A 24,713-nucleotide genomic window follows, 5' to 3' on the forward strand; every position below is an offset into this window, starting at 1 on the left:
AGTAAGTTGGTACGAATATAGCAAATTATTACTATTTTTGCGTTTTCAAAATTAATACAATAAACAATTAAAAATGAAAGCATATATTTTTCCAGGTCAAGGAGCGCAATTTACAGGTATGGGTTTAGATTTATACGAAAACTCACCTATAGCTCAAGAATTGTTTGAAAAAGCAAATAAAATTTTAGGATTCAATATTACAGATGTGATGTTTGAAGGAACTGCTGACGAGTTAAAGCAAACAAAAGTAACGCAACCAGCTATTTTTTTACATTCAGTAATTTTAGCAAAAGTATTAGGTGATGATTTTAAACCAGAAATGGTGGCAGGTCATTCTTTAGGGGAACTTTCTGCATTAGTTGCAAACGGTGTTTTAACTTTTGAAGACGGATTGTTATTAGTTTCTAAAAGAGCGTTAGCTATGCAAAAAGCTTGTGAAGCACAAGAATCTACAATGGCAGCTGTTTTAGGTTTAGACGATGCTATTGTTGAAGAAGTTTGCGCAAGTGTTGATGGAGTTGTGGTTGCAGCAAACTATAATTGTCCTGGGCAATTAGTAATTTCTGGAGAAATTTCAGCAATTGATAAAGCCTGTGAATTGTTAACTGAAAAAGGGGCAAGACGTGCATTGAAATTACCTGTGGGTGGAGCGTTTCATTCACCATTAATGGAACCTGCTCGTGAAGAGTTAGCAGCGGCAATTGAAGCAACAACTTTTAGTGAGCCAACCTGTCCTGTATACCAAAACGTAGTAGCAAAAGCAGTTACAAGTCCTGATGAAATTAAAGAGAATTTAATTTCACAATTAACAGCGCCAGTACGTTGGACACAATGTGTGCAAGCGATGGTAGCTGATGGCGGAACTGAGTTTGTTGAAGTTGGTCCTGGTAAAGTATTACAAGGGTTAATGCGTAAGATTGATAGATCAGTTGCGGCAAGTGGAGCGTCATTTTCAGCATAAACAAAATAACTATTATATAAAAGCCTCTGATTTGTCAGAGGTTTTTTTTTGATAAAAATTTAATATTTCTGTAAGTAATTAGTTTTGTTGCGACCAAAAGTTAAAACTTATTAAAATGAAAAAAATAGTTACGTTACTTTGTTTAGGGATTTTATTGGTTAACTGTTCAAACAATGATGATGAAATGGATATTGAAAACAGTACCGAAATAGTTGTAGATGAAACTCAAGAAATGGGTACCGATATGTATGTTGGTAATTTTGTTTCACTAGCACATCCAACATCTGGGGTTGTTTCGGTAAGTGATGATATGTCACGATTAGATTTTAAAAATTTCAAAACCGATAATGGTCCTAAATTATTGGTTTATTTAACAACTGATACGGATGCTACGGAGTATGTAAACTTAGGTGATTTAAAAGGGATTGAAGGAGATTATAATTATACAATTCCTGATGGAACAGATATTGGAAAATATAAATTGGTCAACATTTGGTGTGTAGATTTTTCGGTTAGTTTTGGTTATGCTGAATTAAAAAAATAGGTAACAATTGTTGCATATTAAAAAAATGTGATTACATTTGCATCAATAAAAATCGAAAAAATGACAATTAAGTTTAATATTATGTACCGTATGATGTGTAAAATTTACACAGAGGCTGCTATTGTTTAAAACTTAATAACATAAACATATAGAAACCTCTGAGAAATCAGAGGTTTTTTTTTACAAAATAATTAGAAAAATGAATTTTACTTTCCAAAAAAACATGACAAACCAATGTATAATGTGTATGCAAATGATGCGTAGCACAATGATATGGTATTGCCAAAAATAAAAGGAAATGAATATCTAAATAGATAAGAGTCCCTTTGGTAATACCTAATGCCCAAGGGACTTTTTTATTTTAAAAATTAAAAAAAAACATTAAAAATATAGCATTATGAGTACTCAAAAAATTTCAACACAAGCATTACACGCAGGTCACGATACAACACAAACTTCAGGAACTAGGGCTGTTCCAATTTATCAATCATCATCGTATGTGTTTAATGATACTGAACACGCTGCTAATTTATTTTCATTAAAAGAATTAGGTTTTATTTATACCCGATTAAACAATCCAACAAACGATATTTTACAACAACGTTTGGCAGCTATTGAAGGTGGTGTAGGGGCAGTTGTTTTTGCTTCGGGAACTTCAGCAATTTCAACAGGATTACTAACATTATTAAAAGCAGGAGATCATATTGTAGCTTCTAGTAGTTTGTACGGAGGAACTTTTACTTTGTTAAATGTTACTTTACCAAGATTAGGAATTACAACTACGTTTGTTGATGCTTCAAACCCTGAGAATTTTAAAGATGCTGTTCAAGACAATACTAGAGCATTTTTTGTAGAATCTTTAGGAAATCCAAAATTAGATGTATTAGATTTAGAAGCAATTGCTGAGCATTCAAAAGCAGCAGGTGTACCATTTATTGTAGATAATACAGTAGCAAGTCCGGCTTTATTAAATCCAATTAAGCACGGTGCTAACTTAGTTATTCATTCATTAACAAAATATATTGGCGGACAAGGGAATTCATTAGGAGGCGCTATTATTGATGCAGGTACTTTTGATTGGACTAGTGGAAAATTCCCTGAATTTACGGAGCCTTCAGCTGGTTACCACGGCTTGGTTTATAGTGAGGCTTTAGGAGTAGCAGCATTTACGTTTAAATTAATTTTAGAAGGATTACGTGATTTTGGTGGCGCTTTAAGTCCGTTCAACGCATTTCAAATTATTCAAGGGTTAGAAACTTTACCAGTTCGTATCAAACAACACAGTGCAAATGCATTGGAATTAGCACAATGGTTAGAAAGTAAAGAGGAAGTTGCTTGGGTAAATTATCCAGGATTAGAAAGTAGTAAATACAATGAGTTGGCTAAAAAATATCTACCAAAAGGACAAAGTGGTTTGGTAACTTTTGGTTTGAAGGGTGGTTTTGAGGCGGCTAAAAAAGTAACTGATGCAACTAAACTATTTTCATTATTAGCAAATATTGGCGATACAAAATCATTAATTATTCACCCAGCAAGTACAACACATCAGCAATTAACTAATGAGCAACAAGAAGCATCAGGAGTAACGCAAGATTTAATTCGTTTATCTGTTGGTTTAGAAGATATAGAAGATTTAAAAGCAGATTTAGAAGCAGCATTTACAACAATTTAACAAAGGATTATTGTGAAAGTATTGTGTGAGAATTTTAAATTGCGTTAATTTGCGTTTTAGTTCATAAACTTATAGACTATTGTTATCAAGAAAGGCAGAGGGAATAGACCCGTTGAAGCCTTAGCAACCCTTTATTTTTAAAGAAGGTGCTAAATTCTACCCATTATGGATAGATAACGAAACGTAATTACTACAGGTAATTTCTGCATTTCTCATAACAATAATTTTTTAAGTACAAACAAGCCTGAAAAGGAAGCTATTTTTAAATAATTATTGATGAATCAATTAAAACAAATAACACTCACTAATTTTATTTCTGAAAAAGGAATTAAAAATGAACACATTCAACTTTCCTATGAAGTATTTGGGCAAGAATTATATACGGCGCCTATTATTTTAGTGAATCATGCATTAACAGGTAACAGCAATGTTGCTGGTGATAATGGTTGGTGGATAGATTTAGTGGGTGAACATAAAGTAATTGATACTAATTTTTATACAATTATTTCATTCAATATTCCTGGGAATGGTTATGATGGTTTTTTGATTGAAAATTACAAAGATTTTGAAGTACGTGATATTGCAAATATCTTTTTATTAGGATTGAAAGAATTAAAAATTGAAGGACTTTTTGCACTTATTGGAGGTTCTTTAGGTGGAGGAATTGCTTGGGAAATGGCTGTAATTAAGCCAAATATTACAGCGCATTTAATTTTAGTAGCTACCGATTGGAAATCTACAGATTGGTTAATTGCAAACTGTCAAATTCAAGAGCAATTTTTAACTAACTCTAGTAATCCTGTGCACGATGCGCGTATGCACGCCATGTTGTGTTACAGAACTCCTGAATCTTTTAAAGAGCGTTTTCAACGTTCAAAAAATGATGAATTAGAGATTTTTAATGTTGAAAGTTGGTTGCTACATCACGGTAAAAAATTACAAGAACGTTTTCAATTATCGGCCTATAAATTAATGAATCAGCTGTTGAGATCTATTGATGTAACTAAAGGACGAGACGAACATGTTTTAGATACTATCAAAGCAAATATTCATATAGTTGGTGTTGATTCTGATTTATTTTTTACGGCAGAAGAAAACAAAGAAACGCACAAACAATTAGCACTTACGCATCCCAATGTTACGTACAACGAAATTAATTCGGTACACGGACACGATGCATTTTTAATAGAGTACAAACAATTAGGAAAAATTATAGAACCAATTTTTAATAAAAGTTCTAAAAATAAAAATATGAAAGTAGTAAAATTTGGAGGAAAATCGTTAGCGAGCGGTAAAGGTTTAGATAGTGTTTTAAGCATTATTGCAACTAAAGTCAAAAATAATGAAAAAATAGCTGTTGTTGTTTCAGCAAGAGGTAAAACTACCGATCATTTAGAATCTATTTTAGAAAAAGCAAAGAGCAGTTTACCATATAAAGAAGAGTTTGAATTGGTGAAAAATTACCAGTTAGATGTTGCTTCTGATATTGATTTATCTTCGGAGTTTCAATTGTTAGATGAAATTTTTAGAGGGGTAAATTTATTGGGAGATTACAGTGCTAAAGTAAAAGACCAAGTGTTGGCTCAAGGTGAAATAATGTCGGCTAAAACAATTGCTTTTTTATTAAACAAGCAAGGCGTAAATGCTACTTTTGCTGATACGCGTAAGCTGATTAAAACAAACAATCAATTTGGAAATGCACAGCCTTTTGAAACAACTTCAGAAGAAAATGTGATCGAATATTTTAGAACACAGCCTGAAGATACTACTCAAATTATTACTGGTTTTATTGGTTCAACTTTACAAGGTGAAACAACTACCTTAGGAAGAAATGGAAGTAATTATTCAGCTTCATTAATTGCTAATTTTTTGAATGCTCAAGAATTTCAAAATTACACGCATGTTGATGGTATTTACACGGCAAACCCTGATTTAGTTGAAAATGCTCAAAAAATTGAAAAATTAAGTTATCAAGAAGCCAATGAAATGGCCAATTTTGGAGCAAACATTTTACACGCAAAAACAATTATTCCGTTAATTGAAAAAAATATTCCGTTAAGGATTTTAAATACGTTTAACAATGATAATACGGGAACTTTAATTGGTTCTGAAACAGAGCGTGGCGGAATTAAATCATTATCAGTTGAGCAAGATGTAGCTTTGGTAAATTTAATTGGGCGAGGATTGTTAGGTAAAGTTGGTGTTGATGGTAGAATTTTTGGAGCTTTAGGAAAAGAAAAAATTAGTGTTAGTATTATTTCTCAAGGTTCTTCGGAAAGAGGAATTGGGTTTATTGTTGACGCTAAAGATGGTTACAAAGCAAAAAGAGTTTTAGAAGAAGAGTTTAAAACAGAGTTTCAAAGTAAAGATGTAAGTCAGATTTATATTACAGAAAATGTGTCGGTAATTTCAATTGTAGGGCAAAGCTTACACTCTTTCAATCAGCCGTATAGCGCTTTAATTAAAAACCATATTACACCAATATTAATTAACAATACGGTTACTGGTGAAAATGTATGTTTGGTGGTAAAGAAAACCGATTTAAATAAAGCGGTAAATGTAATTCACGGTGAAATTTTTGGAGTATCAAAAAATATTAACATAGCTATTTTTGGTAAAGGATTAGTTGGTGGAACGTTGATTAACCAAATCTTAAAGAGCAAAGAAAATATTATAAAAAGAAAGAACATCAGCTTAAATATTTTTGCTGTGGCAAATTCTTCAAAAGTGTTGTTGAATAAAAATGGAGTGGACCAAAACTGGGAGCAAGATTTAGCAAATGCTTCTGAAGACAATAATGTTCAAACAATTATAGATTACGCAGAGAAAAATCATTTAGAAAATTTAATTGCCATTGACAATACGGCAAATAGTGCCTTTGTTCAAAATTATATTGATTTAGTTGAAAACGGGTTCGATTTAATTTCTTCAAATAAAATTGCCAATACATTAGATTATGAGTTTTATAAAGAATTGCGTAAAAAATTAAAGGAAAATAAAAAAGCATATTTATACGAAACCAATGTTGGCGCAGGTTTGCCATTAATTGATACTATAAAGTTATTACACGATTCTGGTGAAAATATTACGCAAATTAGAGGTGTGTTCTCTGGTTCGTTAAGTTATTTGTTTAACAATTTTTCAGTGCAAGACAGACCTTTTAGTGAGGTGTTAAAAGAAGCTATTGAAAAGGGTTATACAGAACCTGATCCGCGTGAAGATTTATGTGGAAATGATGTTGGACGTAAATTATTGATTTTAGCTCGTGAATTGGATTTGCAAAATGAGTTTACCGATGTGAAAATTGAAAACTTGATTCCTGAAGATTTAAGAGAAGGTTCTTCAGAAGAGTTTTTAGGTAAATTAGCTGAAATGGATGCGCCTTATAAAGCAATAAAAGATGCTCAAAAAGAAGGTCATGTGCTGCGATATATTGGTGACTTGTCTGGGGATTTACAACAAGATAAAGGAGTGTTAGAAGTGAAATTAATTTCAGTACCTGCGAATAGTGCTTTAGGTCAAATTCAAGGTGCCGATGCTATTTTTGAAGTATTTACAGAATCGTATGGAGAAAAACCAATTGTAATTCAAGGAGCCGGAGCCGGAGCTGCAGTTACTGCAAGAGGTGTATTTGGTGATATTTTACGATTGGCAGAAAAAAATTAAGAAATAAAATATAGAACCTAACAGGTTTAAAATGCGTTAGCGATAGGAGTGATATCCTTTTTTGATGTGTAACGTAAAAAAAGATTTAACGGATAGCGCGACCTGAAAGGGAACGCCCAAAAAAAGTAATAGATTAAAATGGATAGCAAAAATTTTGAAACAGAGGCGATACGTACGCAAATAGAACGATCTCAATTTCAGGAGCATACAACACCAATGTATGTAACTTCAAGTTTTGTGTTTGATGATGCTGAAGATATGCGAGCTTCGTTTACTGAAGAAAAAATTAAAAATATTTATTCGCGTTATAGCAATCCAAATACTTCTGAATTTGTTGAGAAAGTAATGAAAATGGAAGGTGCAGAAGATGGTTATGCGTTTGCTTCAGGTATGGCAGCTATTTATTCAACCTTTGCTGCGTTGTTAAGTAGCGGAGATCATATTGTTTCGGCACGTTCAATTTTTGGTTCAACACATACGTTGTTTACCAAGTATTTTCCGAAGTGGAATATTTCAACATCTTATTTTGATATTAATAATCCTGATGAAATTGAAGCGCTAATTACGCCTTCAACAAAAATATTATATGCAGAATCTCCAACAAATCCTGGAGTTGATATTATAGATTTAGAGTTGTTGGGTGCAATTGCTAAAAAACACAATTTATTATTAATTATTGATAATTGTTTTGCAACACCTTACATTCAGCAGCCTATAAAATATGGTGCAGATTTAGTGGTACATTCTGCTACCAAATTAATGGATGGACAAGGAAGAGTTTTGGGAGGAGTAACCGTTGGAAAAGCTGATTTGATTCGTGAAATTTATTTATTTGCGCGTAATACGGGTCCGTCATTAGCGCCTTTCAACGCTTGGACCTTGAGTAAAAGTTTGGAAACATTGGCAGTTCGTGTTGATAGGCACTGTGAAAATGCGTTAAAAATTGCCGAGGTTTTAGAAAATAATGAATTTATTTCAAAAGTAAAATACCCGTTTTTAAAATCGCATCCACAATATGAAATTGCTAAAAAGCAAATGAAATTAGGTGGAAATATTATTGCTATTGAGGTAAAAGGAGGTATTGAAGCTGGTCGTAAATTTTTAAACAGTATTAAAATGTGCTCATTGTCGGCTAATTTAGGAGATACCAGAACTATTGTTACGCACCCAGCATCGACTACGCATAGTAAATTAAGTGAAGATGAACAGCTTGAAGTAGGTATTACGCCAGGTTTGGTTCGTATTTCAGTTGGGTTAGAAAATGTAAATGATGTAATTGAAGACATTACTCAAGCGTTAAAATCGTAAATTTTTAGGGATATTTATGTAGATATGTTAAAACTTACACAACTAATAATCTAAAAGCCTATCGAGTTGGTAGGGTAATAAAAAAAGTGTATGTTTGTACCCGAAAAAATAGTTAATAAATAGAATGGTGTTAGATCAATTTTTTATTTCAAACAAAAACAACAAAGAGGAAGATTCATTTAAAAGTGATAAATCTTCTGAAAAACCTGCAAGAAGTATTGTAAAGGCTATAAGCTGGAGGATATTAGGTACTATAGATACTATTGTTATTTCTTGGATTATAACAGGGGAAATTACCTTGGCATTGTCTATAGGGTCAATTGAGGTGTTAACAAAAATGGTATTGTACTTTTTTCATGAAAGACTTTGGAATATTGTAAAATGGGGCAAATAATGGAGAATTTAGATATAGAACAAATAAATAAAGATTTAAAAGGGAAATCACCTGAGGAAATAATTACTTGGGCTTTAAGTATTGCTAAAAATCCTTTGGTAACTACAAATTTTAGACCTTATGAGGTGGCAATTTTAAGTGCTTGTACACAAGTAGATTCAGAATTAAAAGTGATTTGGTGTGATACGGGGTATAACACACCTCAAACGTATAAGCATGCAAATGAATTGATTAATTCTTTAGAATTAAATGTGCATTTATATGTGCCAAAACAAACATCATCTTACAGAGATGCTGTAATGGGAATTCCTCAAATTGAAGATCCTAACCACGCTATTTTTACAGAACAAGTAAAGTTAGAACCTTTTAATAGAGCAATGGCAGAGCATAAGCCTGATGTTTGGTTTACAAACTTAAGAGCAGGCCAAACAGCATTTAGAAACAGTATTGATATTGTTTCTATGAGTAAAGACGGTTTGTTAAAAGTTAGCCCTTTTTATCATTGGTCAGATGAACAATTAGATACTTATTTAGAAGAGCGTAATTTGCCAAATGAGTTTAAGTATTTTGACCCAACAAAAGTATTATCGAATAGAGAATGTGGATTGCATTCATAAAAATAGAATAATGACAGATACGTTACAAATAAACGCATTAGAGAACGAAGCAATTTATATTTTTAGAGAAGTTGCAGCGCAATTTAAAAAACCAGTATTATTATTTTCTGGTGGAAAAGACTCAATTACTTTAGTAAGATTGGCTCAAAAAGCATTTTATCCTGCTAAAATTCCTTTTCCATTAATGCATATTGATACAGGACACAATTTTCCTGAAACTATTGAATTTAGAGATCGTTTGGTTGAAGAATTAGGCTTAGAATTAATTGTACGAAATGTACAAGATTCTATTGATGAAGGAAAAGTGAAGGAAGAGTCAGGAAGATATTCAAGTAGAAATATGTTGCAAACGACCACTTTATTAGATGCTATTGAAGAGTTTAAATTTGATGCTTGTATTGGTGGTGCACGTCGTGATGAAGAAAAAGCAAGAGCTAAAGAGCGTATATTTTCAGTGCGTGATGATTTCGGGCAATGGGATGAAAAAAACCAACGTCCTGAATTATTTGATATGTTAAACGGTGAAATTGACTTTGGACAAAATGTTCGTGTTTTTCCAATTTCAAATTGGACAGAATTAGATGTGTGGACGTATATTGAACGTGAAGATTTAGAAATTCCTTCAATTTATTTTGCACACAAACGTCAAGTGTTTTTAAGAGACGGACTTATTTGGTCAGCATCAGAATACGTTTATAGAGATGAAGAAGAGGAAGTTGAAGAGCGTATGGTTCGTTTTAGAACGGTTGGAGATATGAGTTGTACAGCAGCTGTAGATTCTTATGCAACTACAATTAGTAAGGTAGTTGAGGAGATTAGAGATTCAAGTATTTCAGAACGTGGTGCTAGAATTGATGATAAAAGATCTGAAGCAGCAATGGAAGAGCGCAAACAACAAGGGTATTTCTAAAATTTTCGAAAGAAAATTTTGCCTTTAGCTAGTGGCTTTTAGCCTTTAGCAAATTAAAAAAAACATAAAATTAAGCCAATAGCCAAGAGCGAATGGTAAAAAGCTAAACAAGAAAATGGAAGTTTTAAAAATAGCAACAGCAGGAAGTGTAGATGACGGAAAGAGTACTTTAATAGGACGTTTGTTGTACGATACAAAATCGTTAACAAGTGATAAATTAGAAGCAATAGAACGTAGTTCAAAACAAAAAGGATACGATTATTTAGATTTTTCTTTAGCAACAGACGGTTTGGTAGCTGAGCGTGAGCAAGGAATTACAATTGATGTAGCTCATATTTACTTTTCAACAGCAACAAAAAGTTACATTATTGCTGATACTCCAGGACACGTAGAGTACACAAGAAATATGGTTACAGGAGCATCCACTTCACAAGTAGCTATTATTTTAATTGATGCGCGTCACGGTGTTATTGAGCAAACATATCGTCACTTTTTTATCAATAATTTATTGAGAATTAAAGATGTAATTGTTGCGGTTAATAAAATGGATTTAGTTGATTTTTCTGAAGAAAGATACAATGAAATTAAAGCCGATTTTCAAAAAGTAGTTGAAAAAAGTGATTACGAAGATCAACAAATTACATTTATTCCAGTAAGTGCTTTAAAAGGTGATAATGTTGTTGAAGGATCAACTAGTATGAATTGGTATGATGGAGAAACATTATTACAACATTTAGAAAAAATTGACACAAAAGATGTGTATAATAGCGGAAGAACACGTTTCCCTGTTCAATATGTAATTCGTCCAAAAACTGAAGAATACCACGATTATAGAGGGTATGCAGGTAAAGTTTATGGTGGAGATATTTCAGTAGGAGATGAAATTGTAGTGTTACCTTCAGAAACAAAATCAAAAGTAAAAGAAATTTACTTCTACGATAAAAAATACGAAACGGCAGCACGCAGATCTTCCATCACATTAACATTAGAAAATGATGTAAATGTAAGTAGAGGAGATATGATTGTAAAAGCTAATGAATTGCCAAAAGTTGATAAGAAATTTACAGCTACCATTTCTTGGATGGATGGGAAACAATTGGAAGCTGGTTCAAAATATATTTTACAGCATGGCGTAAATAAAGTATTAACCAAAGTGAGTGCAATTCACAATAAAATTCATCCAGATTATTCTGGAATTGAAGAAGGGGTTTCAAGTTTGCAAATGAACGATATTGCATCGGTTTCATTTCAATTAAACAAGCCAATTTTCTTTGATTCATTTAAAGAACACAGAACAAATGGGGCGTTTATTTTAATTGATCCACAAAGTAATAATACCGTTGGGGTAGGTTTTATTGACTAGGTTAATTATCTAAAAATCAATTACATATATTTTATTTTGGCTCATATTTAGGTGTGGGCTTGGGATACAACAATTACTAACTAAAAAAATCACATACAATGCAAAGCTTTAGAAGCGAGATCGAAAATCCGATCGTCGAAAAGGATATTATTGACTTAGAGAAAAAAATTCAACTGTTTTACAAAGGTGAAATAGATGAAGAACGTTTTAGAAGTTTACGTTTGGCTCGTGGTGTTTATGGGCAACGTCAGTTTGGTGTTCAAATGATTCGTATTAAGTTGCCTTACGGTAAATTAACAAGCGAACAGCTGCATAGAATAGCCAATGTTTCTGATGAATATTCTAGAGGAAGATTGCATATTACTACGCGTCAAGATATTCAAATTCACCATGTAAGTTTAGATAGAACACCTGAACTTTGGGCAGAACTAGAAAAAGACGATATTACTTTACGTGAAGCTTGTGGTAATGCAGTTAGAAATGTAACAGCAAGTGAAACAGCTGGTATTGACAAAGACGAGCCTTTTGATGTTTCTCCTTACGCACATGCAGTTTTTGAATTTTTTTTAAGAAATCCTATTTGTCAAGAATTAGGGCGTAAGTTCAAAATTTCATTTTCAGGAACTGATAAAGATACGGCATTGAGTTTTATGCACGATTTAGGTTTTATAGCTAAAATTGAAAATGGAACTATAGGATTTAAAGTGATGATTGGTGGTGGTTTGGGTTCTCAAGCTAGATTGGCGGATACCTTATTTGAATTTATTGAAGCTGATAAAATTATTCCAGTTACTGAAGCTGTATTGCGTGTATTTGATAGGTATGGAGAGCGTTCAAAAAGAGCCAAAGCCAGATTGAAATTCTTAATTAAAGATATTGGTTTTGAGGCATTTGTAAAATTAGTTGAAGAAGAGCAAAAAGCATTGTCAATAACTACATTTCCAATTGACACAACTGATTTTGATTCAGAAATAAATTTAGATCATATTAAAGAAATTCCTGTAGTAGTAATTGAGGATGAGGCTGCATTTGAAGCTTGGAAAACAGCAAACGTAATTGCGCAAAAACAAGAAGGATTTAGTGCTATTGGAATCAAAGTACATTTAGGCGATTTTTACACAGATAAAGCACGAATTTTAGCAGATTTAGTTAAGAATTATGCGGGGAATGAAATTCGTTTGTCATTGCGTCAAAACATATTAATTCGTCACGTAAAAAATGAATTATTGCCATTTTTTTATGTTGAATTGCAAAAGTTAGGTTTTGTTGATGTAGGTTATGAAAGTACCTTAGATATTACCTCTTGCCCAGGAACAGATACGTGTAACTTAGGTATAGCAAGTAGTACCGGTGTTTCTGCAGAGTTAGAAAGAGTGTTAAAAGTAGAGTTCCCTCAATATGCAAATAACAAAGATATTACCATAAAAATTAGTGGCTGTATGAACTCTTGTGGGCAACATACAATGGCGCATATTGGTTTTCAGGGCATGTCTATTAAATCTGGAAATTACGTTGCTCCTGCTTTGCAAGTGTTGTTAGGTGGAAGTGTGTTAGGAAATGGTGAAGGAAGAATTGCAGATAAAGTGTTAAAAATTCCAAGTAAACGAGGGCCGCAAGCTTTACGTTCTATTTTATTTGATTATCAAGAAAATGTTGCGGTAGGTGAATCGTTTATAAATTATTACGATCGTCAAGGAGAAAAGTATTTTTATGATTTATTAAAATCATTATCAGATACCACAAATTTAGAGCAATCAGATTTTATTGATTGGGGAAGCGAACAAGCTTACGAAAAGGCGGTTGGAGTAGGTGAATGTGCTGGTGTTGTAATAGATTTAATTGCAACACTGTTATTTGAAAGTGAAGAAAAGTTAGATAATTCAGCAGCATCATTAAATTTAAACCAATATTCAGATAGTATTTATTACGCTTATTCAAGTATTGTAAATACAGCAAAAGCATTGTTAATTTCAGAAGGGAAAAAAACAAATACGCACGCTGGAATTATTGCTGATTTTGAAGCGATTTTTAGCGATAAAATTGATTTAGGAGTGCCATTTTCTGAATTCATTTTTCAAATAAAAAATAATGAGCCAACTCAAGAATTTGCACAAAATTATTTGATAGATGCTCAATTGTATTATAAAAAGGTAGATGCATACAGAGCACAAGTGATTACTGATGGAAAATAAAATAACACCTAAAGTAACCTTAATAGGTGCAGGTCCAGGAGATCCAGATTTAATAACTGTGAAAGGTGTAAAGGCGTTGGCAAAAGCGAAGGTGGTTTTATACGACGCCTTAATAAACCGTGAATTGTTAGCGTATGCTCCAAATGCAGAAAAGATTTTTGTAGGAAAAAGAAAAGGTTTTCACAGATATTCACAAGATGAAATAAATGAATTAATTGTAAAAAATGCTTTTGAATATGGTGAAGCTGTTCGTTTAAAAGGAGGTGATCCTTTTGTATTTGGAAGAGGTTCTGAAGAGATTGATTATATTGAATCTTTTGGGATAGAAACTGAAGTGATTTCAGGTATTTCGTCATCAATGGCGGTACCTGCAAGTCAAGGTATTTCTTTAACCAAAAGAGGTGTCTCAGAAAGTTTTTGGGTAATTACAGGAACTACTTCAGAACGGAAATTATCTAATGATGTGTGTTTAGCGGCGCAGTCAACAGCTACAGTAGTAATTTTAATGGGAATGAGCAAGTTGAACGAGATTGTTGCTATTTTTAAAAAGTACAATAAATCTGAAGTGCCAACGGCTATTATTCAAAATGGTACTACCAAAAGTGAAAAGTTAGGTTTAGGGACTATTGATACGATTGAAGCGGTGGTTGCTCAAAAACAATTAACATCTCCTGCAATAATTGTAATTGGTGAAGTGGTGAAAGAAAGTGCCAAACTTCGTTCGTTTTATGAAAATATTCATGCAGAAGTTTTAAATTCAAAATAAATTAATAATCATTACTATATTTGTTTCTTGTTGAACTAATTTATTATGAGTCAAAACGAATTATACCCAATATTTCTGAAAGTAGCGCAGTTAAATGTTTTAATTGTTGGAGGGGGAAATGTTGGACTTGAGAAATTAACATTCTTGTTAAAGTCTAGTCCAAATGCAAAGGTTACAGTTGTAGCTCCAGAATTTCATCCAGAATTGATTGAGTTAGCGCAAAAACATGCTATTGAATTAATTGAAGATGTATACAAGGTTTCCTACCTAAAAGGACGGCATATGGTAATTGCTACGACTGATGTTGTGCCTGTTAATATTGAAGTGTATAATGATTGTAAAGAGCGTTGTATTTTGGTAAATGTAGCTGACAATCCACCTTATTGCGATTTTTATATGGGTGGAATTGTAACCAAAGGGAATATTAAAATAGCCATTTCAACCAATGGTAAATCACCAACTTTGGCAAAGCGTTTACGTCAGTTTTTTGAAGAAGTAATTCCAGAAAATATAGATGAATTGGCTCAAAACTTAAATGCTTTCAGAAAAACAATAAAAGGCGACTTTCAAGAAAAAGTTGACACTTTAAACACACTTACTAAAGGAATCATTAACAAGAATGAATAATTTCCCTCTTATTAACTGAATTAAAAATCTTCGTATTTTATAATTACTTCAATATACATGAATTTAAATTCTGATATTGAGGTTTTTTATGTGAATTAATTATCGTTTTTAGTGATTTGTTTAAAAATACAATATTATGTTTAGTAAAAACTTGTTTTTGTTGAAATATTGTTAATTTTAAAAAATCTGTATTTTGTGAAATTTCACAAAAAATAGCGTCTAATAAACAATGTTTTTAAATAAATCTTATGGCTTTAAAAATTGTAATTTCTCATAAAACAACCTATAAATACGACAGACCAGTATCTTTATCTCCTCATATTTTTAGATTAAGACCTGCACCGCATAGCAGAACTCCAATAGAATCCTATTCTATAAAAATTAAACCTGAAAATCAGTTTTTAAATTGGCAGCAAGATCCTTTTGGAAATTATATGGCACGTTTAATTTTTCCTGACAAAACAACAGAATTATCTGTTGATGTTGAAATTATTGCAGATTTAAAAACCATAAACCCCTTTGATTTTTTTGTTGAAGAATCTGCTGAAGAATATCCATTTGAATATTCAGAAACCATAAAAAAAGAATTGTCACCATATTTAGAGGTAACTGAAAGAGGAAAGCTTTTAGAAGGGTTTTTAAAAACAATTGATGTTACTCCTAGAAAAACTATTTATTTTTTAATAGATATCAATAGAAAAATTTATGAATATTTAAACTATAATATTCGCTTAGATCCTGGTGTGCAAACTTGCGAAGAATCTCTAGAGAAAAAAAGTGGTTCGTGTAGAGACTACGCTTGGTTGTTTGTACAAACATTGCGTCATTTAGGTTTTGGAGCACGTTTTGTATCAGGTTATTTAGTGCAATTAAAGTCTGATGAAAAATCATTAGATGGTCCTTCAGGTCCTGAAGAAGATTTCACCGATTTACATGCATGGGCAGAAGTTTATTTGCCCGGTGCTGGTTGGATAGGTTTTGATGCTACTTCGGGCTTGTTAGCGGGTGAAGGTCATATACCTTTAGCTTGTACTCCAAATTTTGAAAGTGCAGCTCCTGTTGAAGGAATGACGGATGTTTGTGAAACTGAATTCTTTTTTGAAAATTCAGTAAAACGAATTTTTGAATCGCCACGTGTTACAAAGCCATATACCGATGAGCAATGGAGTGAGATTTATAAACTAGGTTTTAAAGTTGAAAAGCAATTAGAAAAAGGAGATGTTAGATTAACAATGGGAGGTGAGCCAACCTTTGTTTCTATTGATGATATGGAGTCTCCCGAATGGAATACAGATGCTGATGGAGCGCATAAAAGAGCATTGGCAGCAAATCTTACAAAAAGATTCTATGATAAGTTTGCTAAGGGAGGCGTGTTGCATCAGGCACAAGGTAAATGGTATCCAGGTGAGCCTTTGCCTCGTTGGCAATTTGAATTGTGTTGGAGAAAAGATGGTAAGCCTATTTGGCATAACGAAAAATTATTAGCGGCATTTTCAGACGCTTATGTGTTACCCGAGAATGCTGCCAATCGGTTTCTAGAAAAACTCACAAATTATTTAAAAATAACCAACGAGTTTATTATTCCTACTTATGAAGATTCTTTTTATTTTTTATGGGAACAAGGAAAATTGCCTGTTGATTTTGATCCATCAAAAGATAAAGATGGCTCATTGGTTCGAAAAAAATTAAATGAGATTTTAGAAACAGGAACATCAGACCCTGTAGGCTATGTTTTACCTTTAAATAATTCAGGCGGACAATGGTACACAAATCAATGGGAGTTTAGAAGACAGCATATATTTTTAACACCCGGAAATTCTCCAGTTGGATTAAGGTTGCCTTTAGATTCGTTAATTGAGAAGCCAGGAAGTGAGTTTCCTAAGTATGATCCAGATAATTTTTCGAAAAAGAAAAAATTACCAAGTTTTAAAAGATTAGCTTTAATAAGGTATAAAGCTTTTTTAAATGAAGGTGTTTCAGAAAATACGCATGATTATTTTGTGAGAACAGCCATGTGTGCCGAGGTTAGAGAAGGTAAATTATATTTATTTTTACCACCATTAGATAGTGCTGAAATATTTTTAGATTTAATTGCTTCCATAGAATTAACAGCGAGAGATTTAAAAATACCTGTAATTTTAGAAGGCTATGATCCTCCTAAAGATCATAGATTAGAATCTATGAAGATTACTCCTGACCCTGGGGTAATTGAGGTGAATGTGCATCCAACAAATAATTGGAAAGAACTTACTGAAAATACATTCACTATTTATGAGGAAGCTAAAAAGGCGCGTTTAGGTACTGAAAAATTTATGCTAGATGGTAAGCATACCGGTACAGGTGGAGGAAATCATGTAACCTTAGGAGGAACATCTCCTGCAGATAGTCCGCTGTTAAGAAAGCCAAGCTTACTGCAAAGTTTATTAACGTTTTGGCAACATCATCCAGGATTATCTTATTTGTTTTCAGGTGCATTTGTAGGGCCTACAAGTCAGGCACCAAGAATAGATGAGGCGCGTATGGAAAACCTATACGAACTAGAAATAGCATTCAGCCAAATACCAAAAGATGGTGAAGTTCCATTTTGGTTGACTGATCGTTTATTTAGACATTTATTAACCGATTTAACAGGGAATACACACCGTGCAGAGTTTTGTATTGATAAATTATATTCACCAGATTCTTCCTCAGGAAGATTAGGTATTTTAGAGTTGAGAGGTTTTGATATGCCTCCCCACCCACAAATGAGCTTAATGCAAATGTTGTTGGTGAGAACCTTGGTTGCTTGGTTTTGGAAAAAGCCATATCAGCATGATTTAGTGCGTTGGGGAACAGAGTTACACGATAAATTTTTAATTGAACATTATGTACGTGAGGACATTAAAGATATAGTTGCACAGTTAAATAAAGCAGGTTATAAATTTAAAGAAGATTGGTTCAATCCGTTTTTTGAGTTTAGATTTCCGTTGCATGGAATGGTTGATATTAACAATATCCATATTGAATTGCGTTCGGCAATTGAGCCTTGGAATGTGTTGGGTGAAGAAATGACAGGTGGAGGAACAGCAAGGTATGTAGATTCTTCATTAGAAAGAATTCAAGTGAAAGTATCTGATTTTAATGATGATAGATATGTGTTAACGTGTAATGGTGTAAAAGTATTATTGAATAGTACTACGGTGAAAGGTGAATATGTTGCTGGTATCCGTTACAAAGCTTGGGATCCTTATTCAGCATTGCATCCAACTATTGGCGTAGATACACCATTGGTGTTTGATATTGTTGATACTTGGAATAGACGTTCTATTGGAGGTTGTACTTATTTTGTGGCACATCCGGGAGGAAGATCTTATGATACATACCCCGTGAATAGTAATGAAGCAGAGTCAAGAAGAATTAATCGTTTTTGGGAATTTGGACATACGCAAGGTGAAATAGATCCAATTGAAGAAACGATTCAAGATGATGATAATTCAACTAGAAGTGTTCAAGAAAAAGAAAGTTCTAAAAAGTTTAGATATAAAGAAATTCCTGTTAATTTTGAATTTCCAAATACGCTAGATTTAAGAAAAAAATAAGAACTCGAATGCCAATTAGTACAAACACGTTATTTAAAGATTATTTTAAAGATTTTAAAGGATATGATGAGGTGTTTTCATCAGACTTAGGTATTGATAAAAATTGGGATAAACTACTAGATAATCTTTCAAATATTGGTGCTGAAAAGTTAAAAGAGAAGGAAGGTGAGATAGATTGGTTGTTGGCTGAAAATGGAGTTACCTATAATGTTTATAACGACCCAAAAGGATTAAATCGTCCGTGGAAGTTAAATATTGTTCCTTTTATCATTCAAAAAAAAGAATGGGAAACCATTGAAAAAGGAATTCAACAACGATCTGAAGTGTTGAATCTTTTATTGAAAGATATTTATGGAAAACGTGAATTAATTAAAAAAGGAATTATTCCTTTTGAAGTGATATTTTCACATAGAGGTTTTTTACGTGATTGTGATCAAATTCAATACAAAACAGCCAAACAGTTATTAATTCATTCTGCAGATTTAGCTAGAGGTCCTGATGGACGTATGTGGGTTGTAAATGATAGAGCTCAAGCACCTTCAGGAATGGGGTACGCCTTAGAAAATAGGCTTTCAATAAATAAGGTGATTCCTGAGGTTTTTGGAGATATAAATGTTGAGCAAACTTCTTCTTTTTTTAAAGACTTTAATCAATTATTGTTAAAAGCAGCACCAACAAATAAGGAAAATCCTACGGTTGTAATTTTAACTCCAGGTCCTCATAATGAAACTTATTTTGAGCACTCTTATTTGTCTTCATTTTTAGGGTATCCTTTAGTAAAGGGAAGCGATTTGGTGGTGCGAGATGGCAAGTTGTGGATGAAATCTTTAAAAGGATTAAAGCAAATTGATGTAATTTATAGAAGAGTTGATGATGTTTTTATGGATCCTCTAGAGTTAAGAGAAGATTCGTATTTAGGAGTTGCAGGGTTGTTAGAAGTTGTAAGGCTTCAAAATATAGCAATTGTGAATCCAGTTGGAAGCGGAATTCTTGAAAATCCAGGATTAATTCCTTTTTTAAACAGTGTTTGCAAATATTTTTTAAATGAAGATTTAATATTACCTCAAATTGCATCTTGGTGGTGCGGACAAGAAAAAGAGTTGAAATATGTATTAAATCATCTTGCATCACTGGTGGTTAAAAGAATTGATCGTACGCATAGAGAGCATATTTATTTTGGAGAATTTCTATCCAAAAAAGAACTTCAAGATCTTAAAAAGGAAATTTTAAAAGCACCGTATCAATTTGTGGCGCAAGAGAATATTAATTTTTCTACGGCTCCCAATTTTGTAGATGGGCATTTAGAGCCTCGTAAAATAGTTTGCCGTACTTTTTCAGTGGCTAAAGATGATGGATATAGTGTAATGCCAGGTGGCTTAGTGCGTGTTGCTGCAGAGCGAGAAGAATTGTTGGTGTCTAATCAAAAAGGAGGAACTAGTAAAGATTTTTGGGTGGTAAGCGATAAAAAGCAGCACAATATTCAACGTTATTCATGGCATAAAACAACAGGAAGTTTATCTACAGGGATTAATGATGTATCAAGTAATACTGCAGAAAATTTATTTTGGTCAGGCAGGTATTTAGGAAGAACTATTGTAACTGCAAGATATTTACGAATGGTGTTAAATCAAATGGCAAATGTTCAGTTTAATGACCGGAAATCTGAATCAGAGAGTTTAAGGATTTTATTTCAGTCTATTACAAATATTACATCTACATTTCCTGGTTTTACTGGTAAAAATGAAGAAGCAGCTTTGCTGAATCCTTTGAAAGAAATAGTATCTGTAATTTTAGACGAAAATAAAGTAGGGAGTTTTGCGCAAACCATTTCAAGTTTTACCTATTCTTACTATTCGCTTAGAAATTTATGGTCTAGAGATATGTGGCGCGTTTTTGATAGTATTCAAAAATTATTGAAAAATTTAAAAGATGAAGAAATACATACAATTCCGGTTTTAGTTAAATTTTTTGATAGAATTATTACACGATTAATTGCCTTTATGTCGCTTACCGAAGAAAGTATATTGGTGAAACAAGGGTTGTTGCTTTATTTTATAGGTCTTCAAATGGAAGAAGCTACAATGACTATTGCAAAGTTTAGATCCCTAGTTATAGTACAGCATAATCAAGAGTTGGAGTATGAGGTTTTAGAATCATTATTAAGTAGCCACGAGAGTTTAAATATTTACAGACATAGTTACAGATCATATTTAAGTTTAGAAAACGTAATTAGCCTAATTTTATTAGATAAAGAATACGCAAAGTCACTTGCGTATCAAATTAAAAGGTTGAAAAAAGATATAGATCAATTACCAAATAATAGTAATAATGAGTTTTCAGAATGTCAAAAAAACATTGCTAAAGCTTTTGAAAAGATTCAAAGTTTAAGTGTTGAAGAATTGATACGTGTTAATTCAGAGTCAAATATGCGATTATTACTCGATGCGTTTTTAGAGGAGTTAAGTGATGTGCTTCATGAAACTTCATTGTCTATCTCAAACACTTATTTTAATCATATGTATCAGCAAAATCAGTTGATAAATAAAACAAATGAAGCAAGTTAATGGTTTTTGATATTGTACATACTACTCGTTATAAATATGAGAATGGAGCTTCATTTTGTCATAATTTAGCAACGTTAAAACCTAAAAGTTTTTTTGGGCAATCTTTATTAGATTATAACTTAGAAATTAGTCCCGTACCTACAGATATTTCACATAGAGTTGATTTTTTTGGGAATACAATTACTCGATTTTCAATTCAACAATATCACGAAGAATTAGAGGTGACAGCACGTAGTAAAGTTTTTAGAGATTATAGCAAACAGAATTCTATTACAGACTTTAATGCATCAAATAAAGTAACTTTAAAAGATGCTATTAAAAAGTTAAAAGGTATTCAGCCTGAAATTTTAGAGATAAAACAATTTAAGTTAGATTCTCCTCTAATTTCAAATATTTCCAAGGAAATTAAAAAATATGCTCAGGTTTCATTCAAACCAAATCGAGCTATTTTTGAAGCTTCTTATGAGTTAACGCAACGCATATTTTCTGATTTTGATTTTGATTCGAGTTTCTCAACTATTGCAACACCACTAAATGAAGTGATGGGAGAAAAGAAAGGTGTTTGTCAAGATTTTGCTCAAATAGCGATTGCCTGTTTAAGGTCAGTTGGTTTGGCTTCAAGATATGTAAGTGGCTATATTGAAACTTTACCTCCTGAAGGTAAAGAAAAATTAGTTGGAACTGATGCTTCTCACGCTTGGTTTTCAGTTTATATTCCCGCTTTTGGTTGGGTTGATTTTGATCCTACAAATAATCAGATTCCAAAAAATCAACATATTATAGTTGCGCATGGTAGAGATTATTTGGATGTGCCTCCTTTGAAAGGAGTAACTTATAGTTCGGGAGAAAATAATATGGAAGTTTCTGTAGATATAAGACCAAGTTTAGAGCAAACACAAAGTCAAAGCCAAACACAAAGTCAGTAATTATTTATTGACTTTGTGTTGAAACAGATATGCTTTTTATAATTGAATAATTTGTTGTTTTAAAATAATTTTCATCTAATTTTTCACCAATAATTACTAATTTATTGATTAAGTCGCTGATAAAAACTTGTATGTTTTCTTCAATATCTTCAATTATTTTATATTTAAATTCGGCATTGAGCCTTCTAATTAAAAAAGCTGCAGAATTGTTTTCAATTTTATGGTGTTTCACAAGAATGTTCACATAAGTTTCTATTTGATTTAAGCAACTTTTAATAGATCTTGGGCAGTCTTCATTTAAAATTAAAAATTCTAATGTTGTATTTCTTGTAGGTGTTTTTTTGTAAAATCTTCTCATCATATCGTATGATGCAATACATTTTAATAATGTTGACCATTGATGTGTGTTTCCTTTAATATCCTGATGCTTCATGTTTTCAACAGAGGCATCGCTACATTTTGAATTTATGATCCTTGTAACTTGTAAAGCTCGTTCTAAATAAATACCTAACATTATTACTGCGTACAGTTCATCATGTAAAATAGTTCCTTGTATTTTACTTCGTAATTCGGGAGTTGATTTTGTAATCATAGAAGTAAAATCGTATAAGCCGTTCTTTACGAAAGTTTTGGCGCAATAATTTTTTATCTTATGATTGATGGTGTTTAAAGACTCAAAAAGTTCTGTTGAAATTAAATCTCGAGAACTTCGCGCATTTTCATGTGCAAAATTGAAGGATGAAATTATTGAGTAAGGTTTTTTAATATTTAATCCAATATTAAATAATACATCTTCTTCTTTAAGTTTTACATCTGATTTAGGTATTTCATTACTTGCCATAAATAGAATAGACCTTAAAACAAATTGTCTTGATTGCGACAACTCGCTAGGTGCATCTAATGATGAAAAATAATTAACACTTAAATATCTTGCCAAGTGTTCTGAACGCTCTATATAACGTCCCATCCAAAATAGGTTATTTGCTACTCTTGCTAACATATTACATTATTTTTTTAAAACCCAAGTGTCTTTTGAACCGCCGCCTTGAGATGAGTTTACTACTAAATTTCCTTTGCTAAGTGCTACTCTTGTTAAGCCTCCTTTTAAAACGAATTCTTTATCTTTTCCTAATAGTGTAAAAGTTCTTAAATCAACATGTCGAGGTTCAAAAGACTCACTTTCTTCAATGTAAGTTGGGTGAGTTGAGAGGGACATAATGGGTTGAGCAATATATTTTCGTGGATTTGCTTTAATGGTTTCTTTTACTTTTTGAATTTCTTCTTTGGTTAATTTGTTTCCAATTGAAATTCCATACCCTCCAGATTCATCTACAGGTTTCACAACTAATTTGTCTATGTTTTCTAAAACATAACTTAACTCCTTTTCTCTACTGCAATGGTAAGTGTGAACATTATTTAAAATTGGGTCTTCGTCTAAATAATATTTAATTATTTCAGGCATATACGTGTAAACGGCTTTGTCATCAGCTACACCAGTTCCGGGAGCATTTACTAAAGATACATTGCCTTTTTTGTAAACTGAAAATAAACCTGGTACTCCTAAAACAGAATCTTCTCTAAATTCCAAGGGATCAATAAATAAATCGTCTATTCTTCTATAAATAACATCTACTTTAACAGGACCGTAAATTGTTTGTTTGTATAGAAAATCATTTTCAACAAATAAATCTCTACCTTCAACTAAATCAATCCCCATTTGTTTAGCTAAAAAGGAATGTTCATAATAAGCCGAATTGTAAACGCCAGGAGTAATAATAACGCAAACAGGGTTGTCAACACCTTTTGGTTTTACAGACTCCATAATATCTAATAAATTAGCGCCGTAATCTACAACGGTATGTGCATTGTATTTGTTAAATACACCAAATAAAGCATGTTTAACAGCGGCTCTATTTCCAACTACGTAGCTAACACCCGATGGGCAACGTATATTATCTTCCAATACATAATAATTTCCGTCAGAATGCTTAATTAAATCGGTTCCAGAGATATGGTTGTATATGCCTTCTGGTGGATCTAAATTTACCATTTGAGAAAGAAAGTTTTCCGAAGAGCTTATTAAATCTAGAGGAACAATTCCTTGTTTGATAATTTTTTGGTCGTGATATACATCCCATAAAAAATGATTCAATGCTTTGCTTCTTTGAAGCGCTCCTTTTTCTATGGTAGTCCATTCCTTATTATTAATAATTCTCGGGAATAAATCAAAGGGGAATATTTTTTCAGAAACTTGGTCGGAGTTGTAAACTTGAAAAGTAATTCCGTTGTTGAAAAAAGATTCTTTAGCTCTGTTGTTTAAAGCGTTAAATTCTGTGACAGAATATTGGCTAAAGAGTTTGAAGAGTCTCTTGTAAATTTCTCTCGTTTCTTTGTTTTCTTTAAAAAGTTCATCATAGAATTTTGAATTAAATTCATAAGAGGAAAATAACGGAAGTTGGGTTGTTTTTTTCAAATTTTAATTTTCTATAAATATATAAATAATACGATAAAAATGCTTATTCGTTGAGTAAAAAACATTAAAATTAACTTATTGAAATAAAAACGACACTAAAAATAGATAAATGATAATAATATAATAATATTGAGTTGAGGAATTGATAAGAT

Annotated in this window: 17 protein-coding genes and 1 riboswitch; of the genes, 15 read left to right on the top strand and 2 right to left on the bottom strand. The window is 32.3% G+C overall.

Annotated features, from left to right (window positions below):
• Positions 1-73: 73 nt before the first annotated feature.
• The 15 genes from fabD (at position 74) to CHB67_RS12055 (ending at position 22,088) form a co-directional block, all read left to right on the top strand.
• A complete protein-coding gene (gene fabD / locus CHB67_RS11985; protein WP_089382031.1) occupies positions 74-961 on the top strand; it encodes an ACP S-malonyltransferase in 888 nt (295 codons plus the stop codon).
• Between the two features lie 115 nt (positions 962-1,076).
• Complete coding sequence (locus tag CHB67_RS11990) at positions 1,077-1,505, top strand: DM13 domain-containing protein (protein ID WP_089382032.1); 429 nt, start codon at positions 1,077-1,079, stop codon at positions 1,503-1,505.
• Positions 1,506-1,902: 397 nt separating this feature from the next.
• A complete protein-coding gene (locus CHB67_RS11995) occupies positions 1,903-3,177 on the top strand; it encodes an O-acetylhomoserine aminocarboxypropyltransferase/cysteine synthase family protein (RefSeq protein WP_089382033.1) in 1,275 nt (424 codons plus the stop codon).
• 79 nt (positions 3,178-3,256) lie between these two features.
• A riboswitch (SAM riboswitch) is annotated at positions 3,257-3,357 on the top strand.
• 96 nt (positions 3,358-3,453) lie between these two features.
• Positions 3,454-6,843 (top strand): bifunctional aspartate kinase/homoserine dehydrogenase I, encoded by a 3,390-nt coding sequence (thrA, locus tag CHB67_RS12000; RefSeq protein ID WP_176461267.1) that lies wholly within the window; start codon positions 3,454-3,456, stop codon positions 6,841-6,843.
• 138 nt (positions 6,844-6,981) lie between these two features.
• Positions 6,982-8,151 (top strand): trans-sulfuration enzyme family protein, encoded by a 1,170-nt coding sequence (locus CHB67_RS12005; RefSeq protein ID WP_089382035.1) that lies wholly within the window; start codon positions 6,982-6,984, stop codon positions 8,149-8,151.
• A 124-nt stretch (positions 8,152-8,275) separates the two neighbouring features.
• Positions 8,276-8,545, top strand: a complete 270-nt coding sequence (locus CHB67_RS12010) for a DUF2061 domain-containing protein (RefSeq protein ID WP_089382036.1) — start codon at positions 8,276-8,278, stop codon at positions 8,543-8,545.
• The gene (locus CHB67_RS12015) at positions 8,545-9,162 is read left to right on the top strand and encodes a phosphoadenosine phosphosulfate reductase domain-containing protein (protein ID WP_245813533.1); all 618 of its coding nucleotides are present in this window, start codon (positions 8,545-8,547) and stop codon (positions 9,160-9,162) included. The genes CHB67_RS12010 and CHB67_RS12015 overlap by 1 nt, the downstream gene beginning before the upstream one ends.
• A 10-nt stretch (positions 9,163-9,172) precedes the next feature.
• Positions 9,173-10,072, top strand: coding sequence for a sulfate adenylyltransferase subunit CysD (gene cysD / locus CHB67_RS12020; RefSeq protein ID WP_089382038.1), 900 nt, complete (start codon positions 9,173-9,175; stop codon positions 10,070-10,072).
• A 115-nt stretch (positions 10,073-10,187) separates the two neighbouring features.
• Positions 10,188-11,435 carry a sulfate adenylyltransferase subunit 1 gene (locus CHB67_RS12025; RefSeq protein ID WP_089382039.1) on the top strand — a complete coding sequence of 416 codons (1,248 nt, stop codon included), beginning with the start codon at positions 10,188-10,190 and terminating at the stop codon, positions 11,433-11,435.
• 98 nt (positions 11,436-11,533) lie between these two features.
• Positions 11,534-13,627 (top strand): HEPN domain-containing protein, encoded by a 2,094-nt coding sequence (locus tag CHB67_RS12030; protein WP_089382040.1) that lies wholly within the window; start codon positions 11,534-11,536, stop codon positions 13,625-13,627.
• Positions 13,617-14,393 (top strand): uroporphyrinogen-III C-methyltransferase, encoded by a 777-nt coding sequence (cobA, locus tag CHB67_RS12035; protein ID WP_089382041.1) that lies wholly within the window; start codon positions 13,617-13,619, stop codon positions 14,391-14,393. The genes CHB67_RS12030 and cobA overlap by 11 nt, the downstream gene beginning before the upstream one ends.
• 45 nt (positions 14,394-14,438) lie before the next feature.
• Positions 14,439-15,020 (top strand): precorrin-2 dehydrogenase/sirohydrochlorin ferrochelatase family protein, encoded by a 582-nt coding sequence (locus tag CHB67_RS12040; RefSeq protein ID WP_089382042.1) that lies wholly within the window; start codon positions 14,439-14,441, stop codon positions 15,018-15,020.
• A 248-nt stretch (positions 15,021-15,268) separates the two neighbouring features.
• Positions 15,269-18,598 carry a transglutaminase family protein gene (locus CHB67_RS12045; protein ID WP_089382043.1) on the top strand — a complete coding sequence of 1,110 codons (3,330 nt, stop codon included), beginning with the start codon at positions 15,269-15,271 and terminating at the stop codon, positions 18,596-18,598.
• Between the two features lie 8 nt (positions 18,599-18,606).
• Positions 18,607-21,162 (top strand): circularly permuted type 2 ATP-grasp protein, encoded by a 2,556-nt coding sequence (locus CHB67_RS12050; RefSeq protein ID WP_089382044.1) that lies wholly within the window; start codon positions 18,607-18,609, stop codon positions 21,160-21,162.
• Positions 21,162-22,088, top strand: coding sequence for a transglutaminase family protein (locus CHB67_RS12055; RefSeq protein WP_089382045.1), 927 nt, complete (start codon positions 21,162-21,164; stop codon positions 22,086-22,088). The genes CHB67_RS12050 and CHB67_RS12055 overlap by 1 nt, the downstream gene beginning before the upstream one ends.
• A gap of 4 nt (positions 22,089-22,092) precedes the next feature.
• On the opposite strand, the gene CHB67_RS12060 is transcribed toward CHB67_RS12055, so the two are convergent.
• Together CHB67_RS12060 and CHB67_RS12065 are read right to left on the bottom strand one after the other, a co-directional pair.
• Positions 22,093-23,088, bottom strand: coding sequence for an alpha-E domain-containing protein (locus CHB67_RS12060; RefSeq protein WP_089382046.1), 996 nt, complete (start codon positions 23,086-23,088; stop codon positions 22,093-22,095).
• A 6-nt stretch (positions 23,089-23,094) separates the two neighbouring features.
• A complete protein-coding gene (locus CHB67_RS12065) occupies positions 23,095-24,561 on the bottom strand; it encodes a circularly permuted type 2 ATP-grasp protein (RefSeq protein WP_089382047.1) in 1,467 nt (488 codons plus the stop codon).
• Positions 24,562-24,713: the final 152 nt, after the last annotated feature.

Origin of the sequence: Lutibacter agarilyticus, assembly GCF_900188235.1 — a bacterium.
In the GTDB taxonomy this organism is placed as follows: Bacteria; Bacteroidota; Bacteroidia; order Flavobacteriales; family Flavobacteriaceae; genus Lutibacter; species Lutibacter agarilyticus.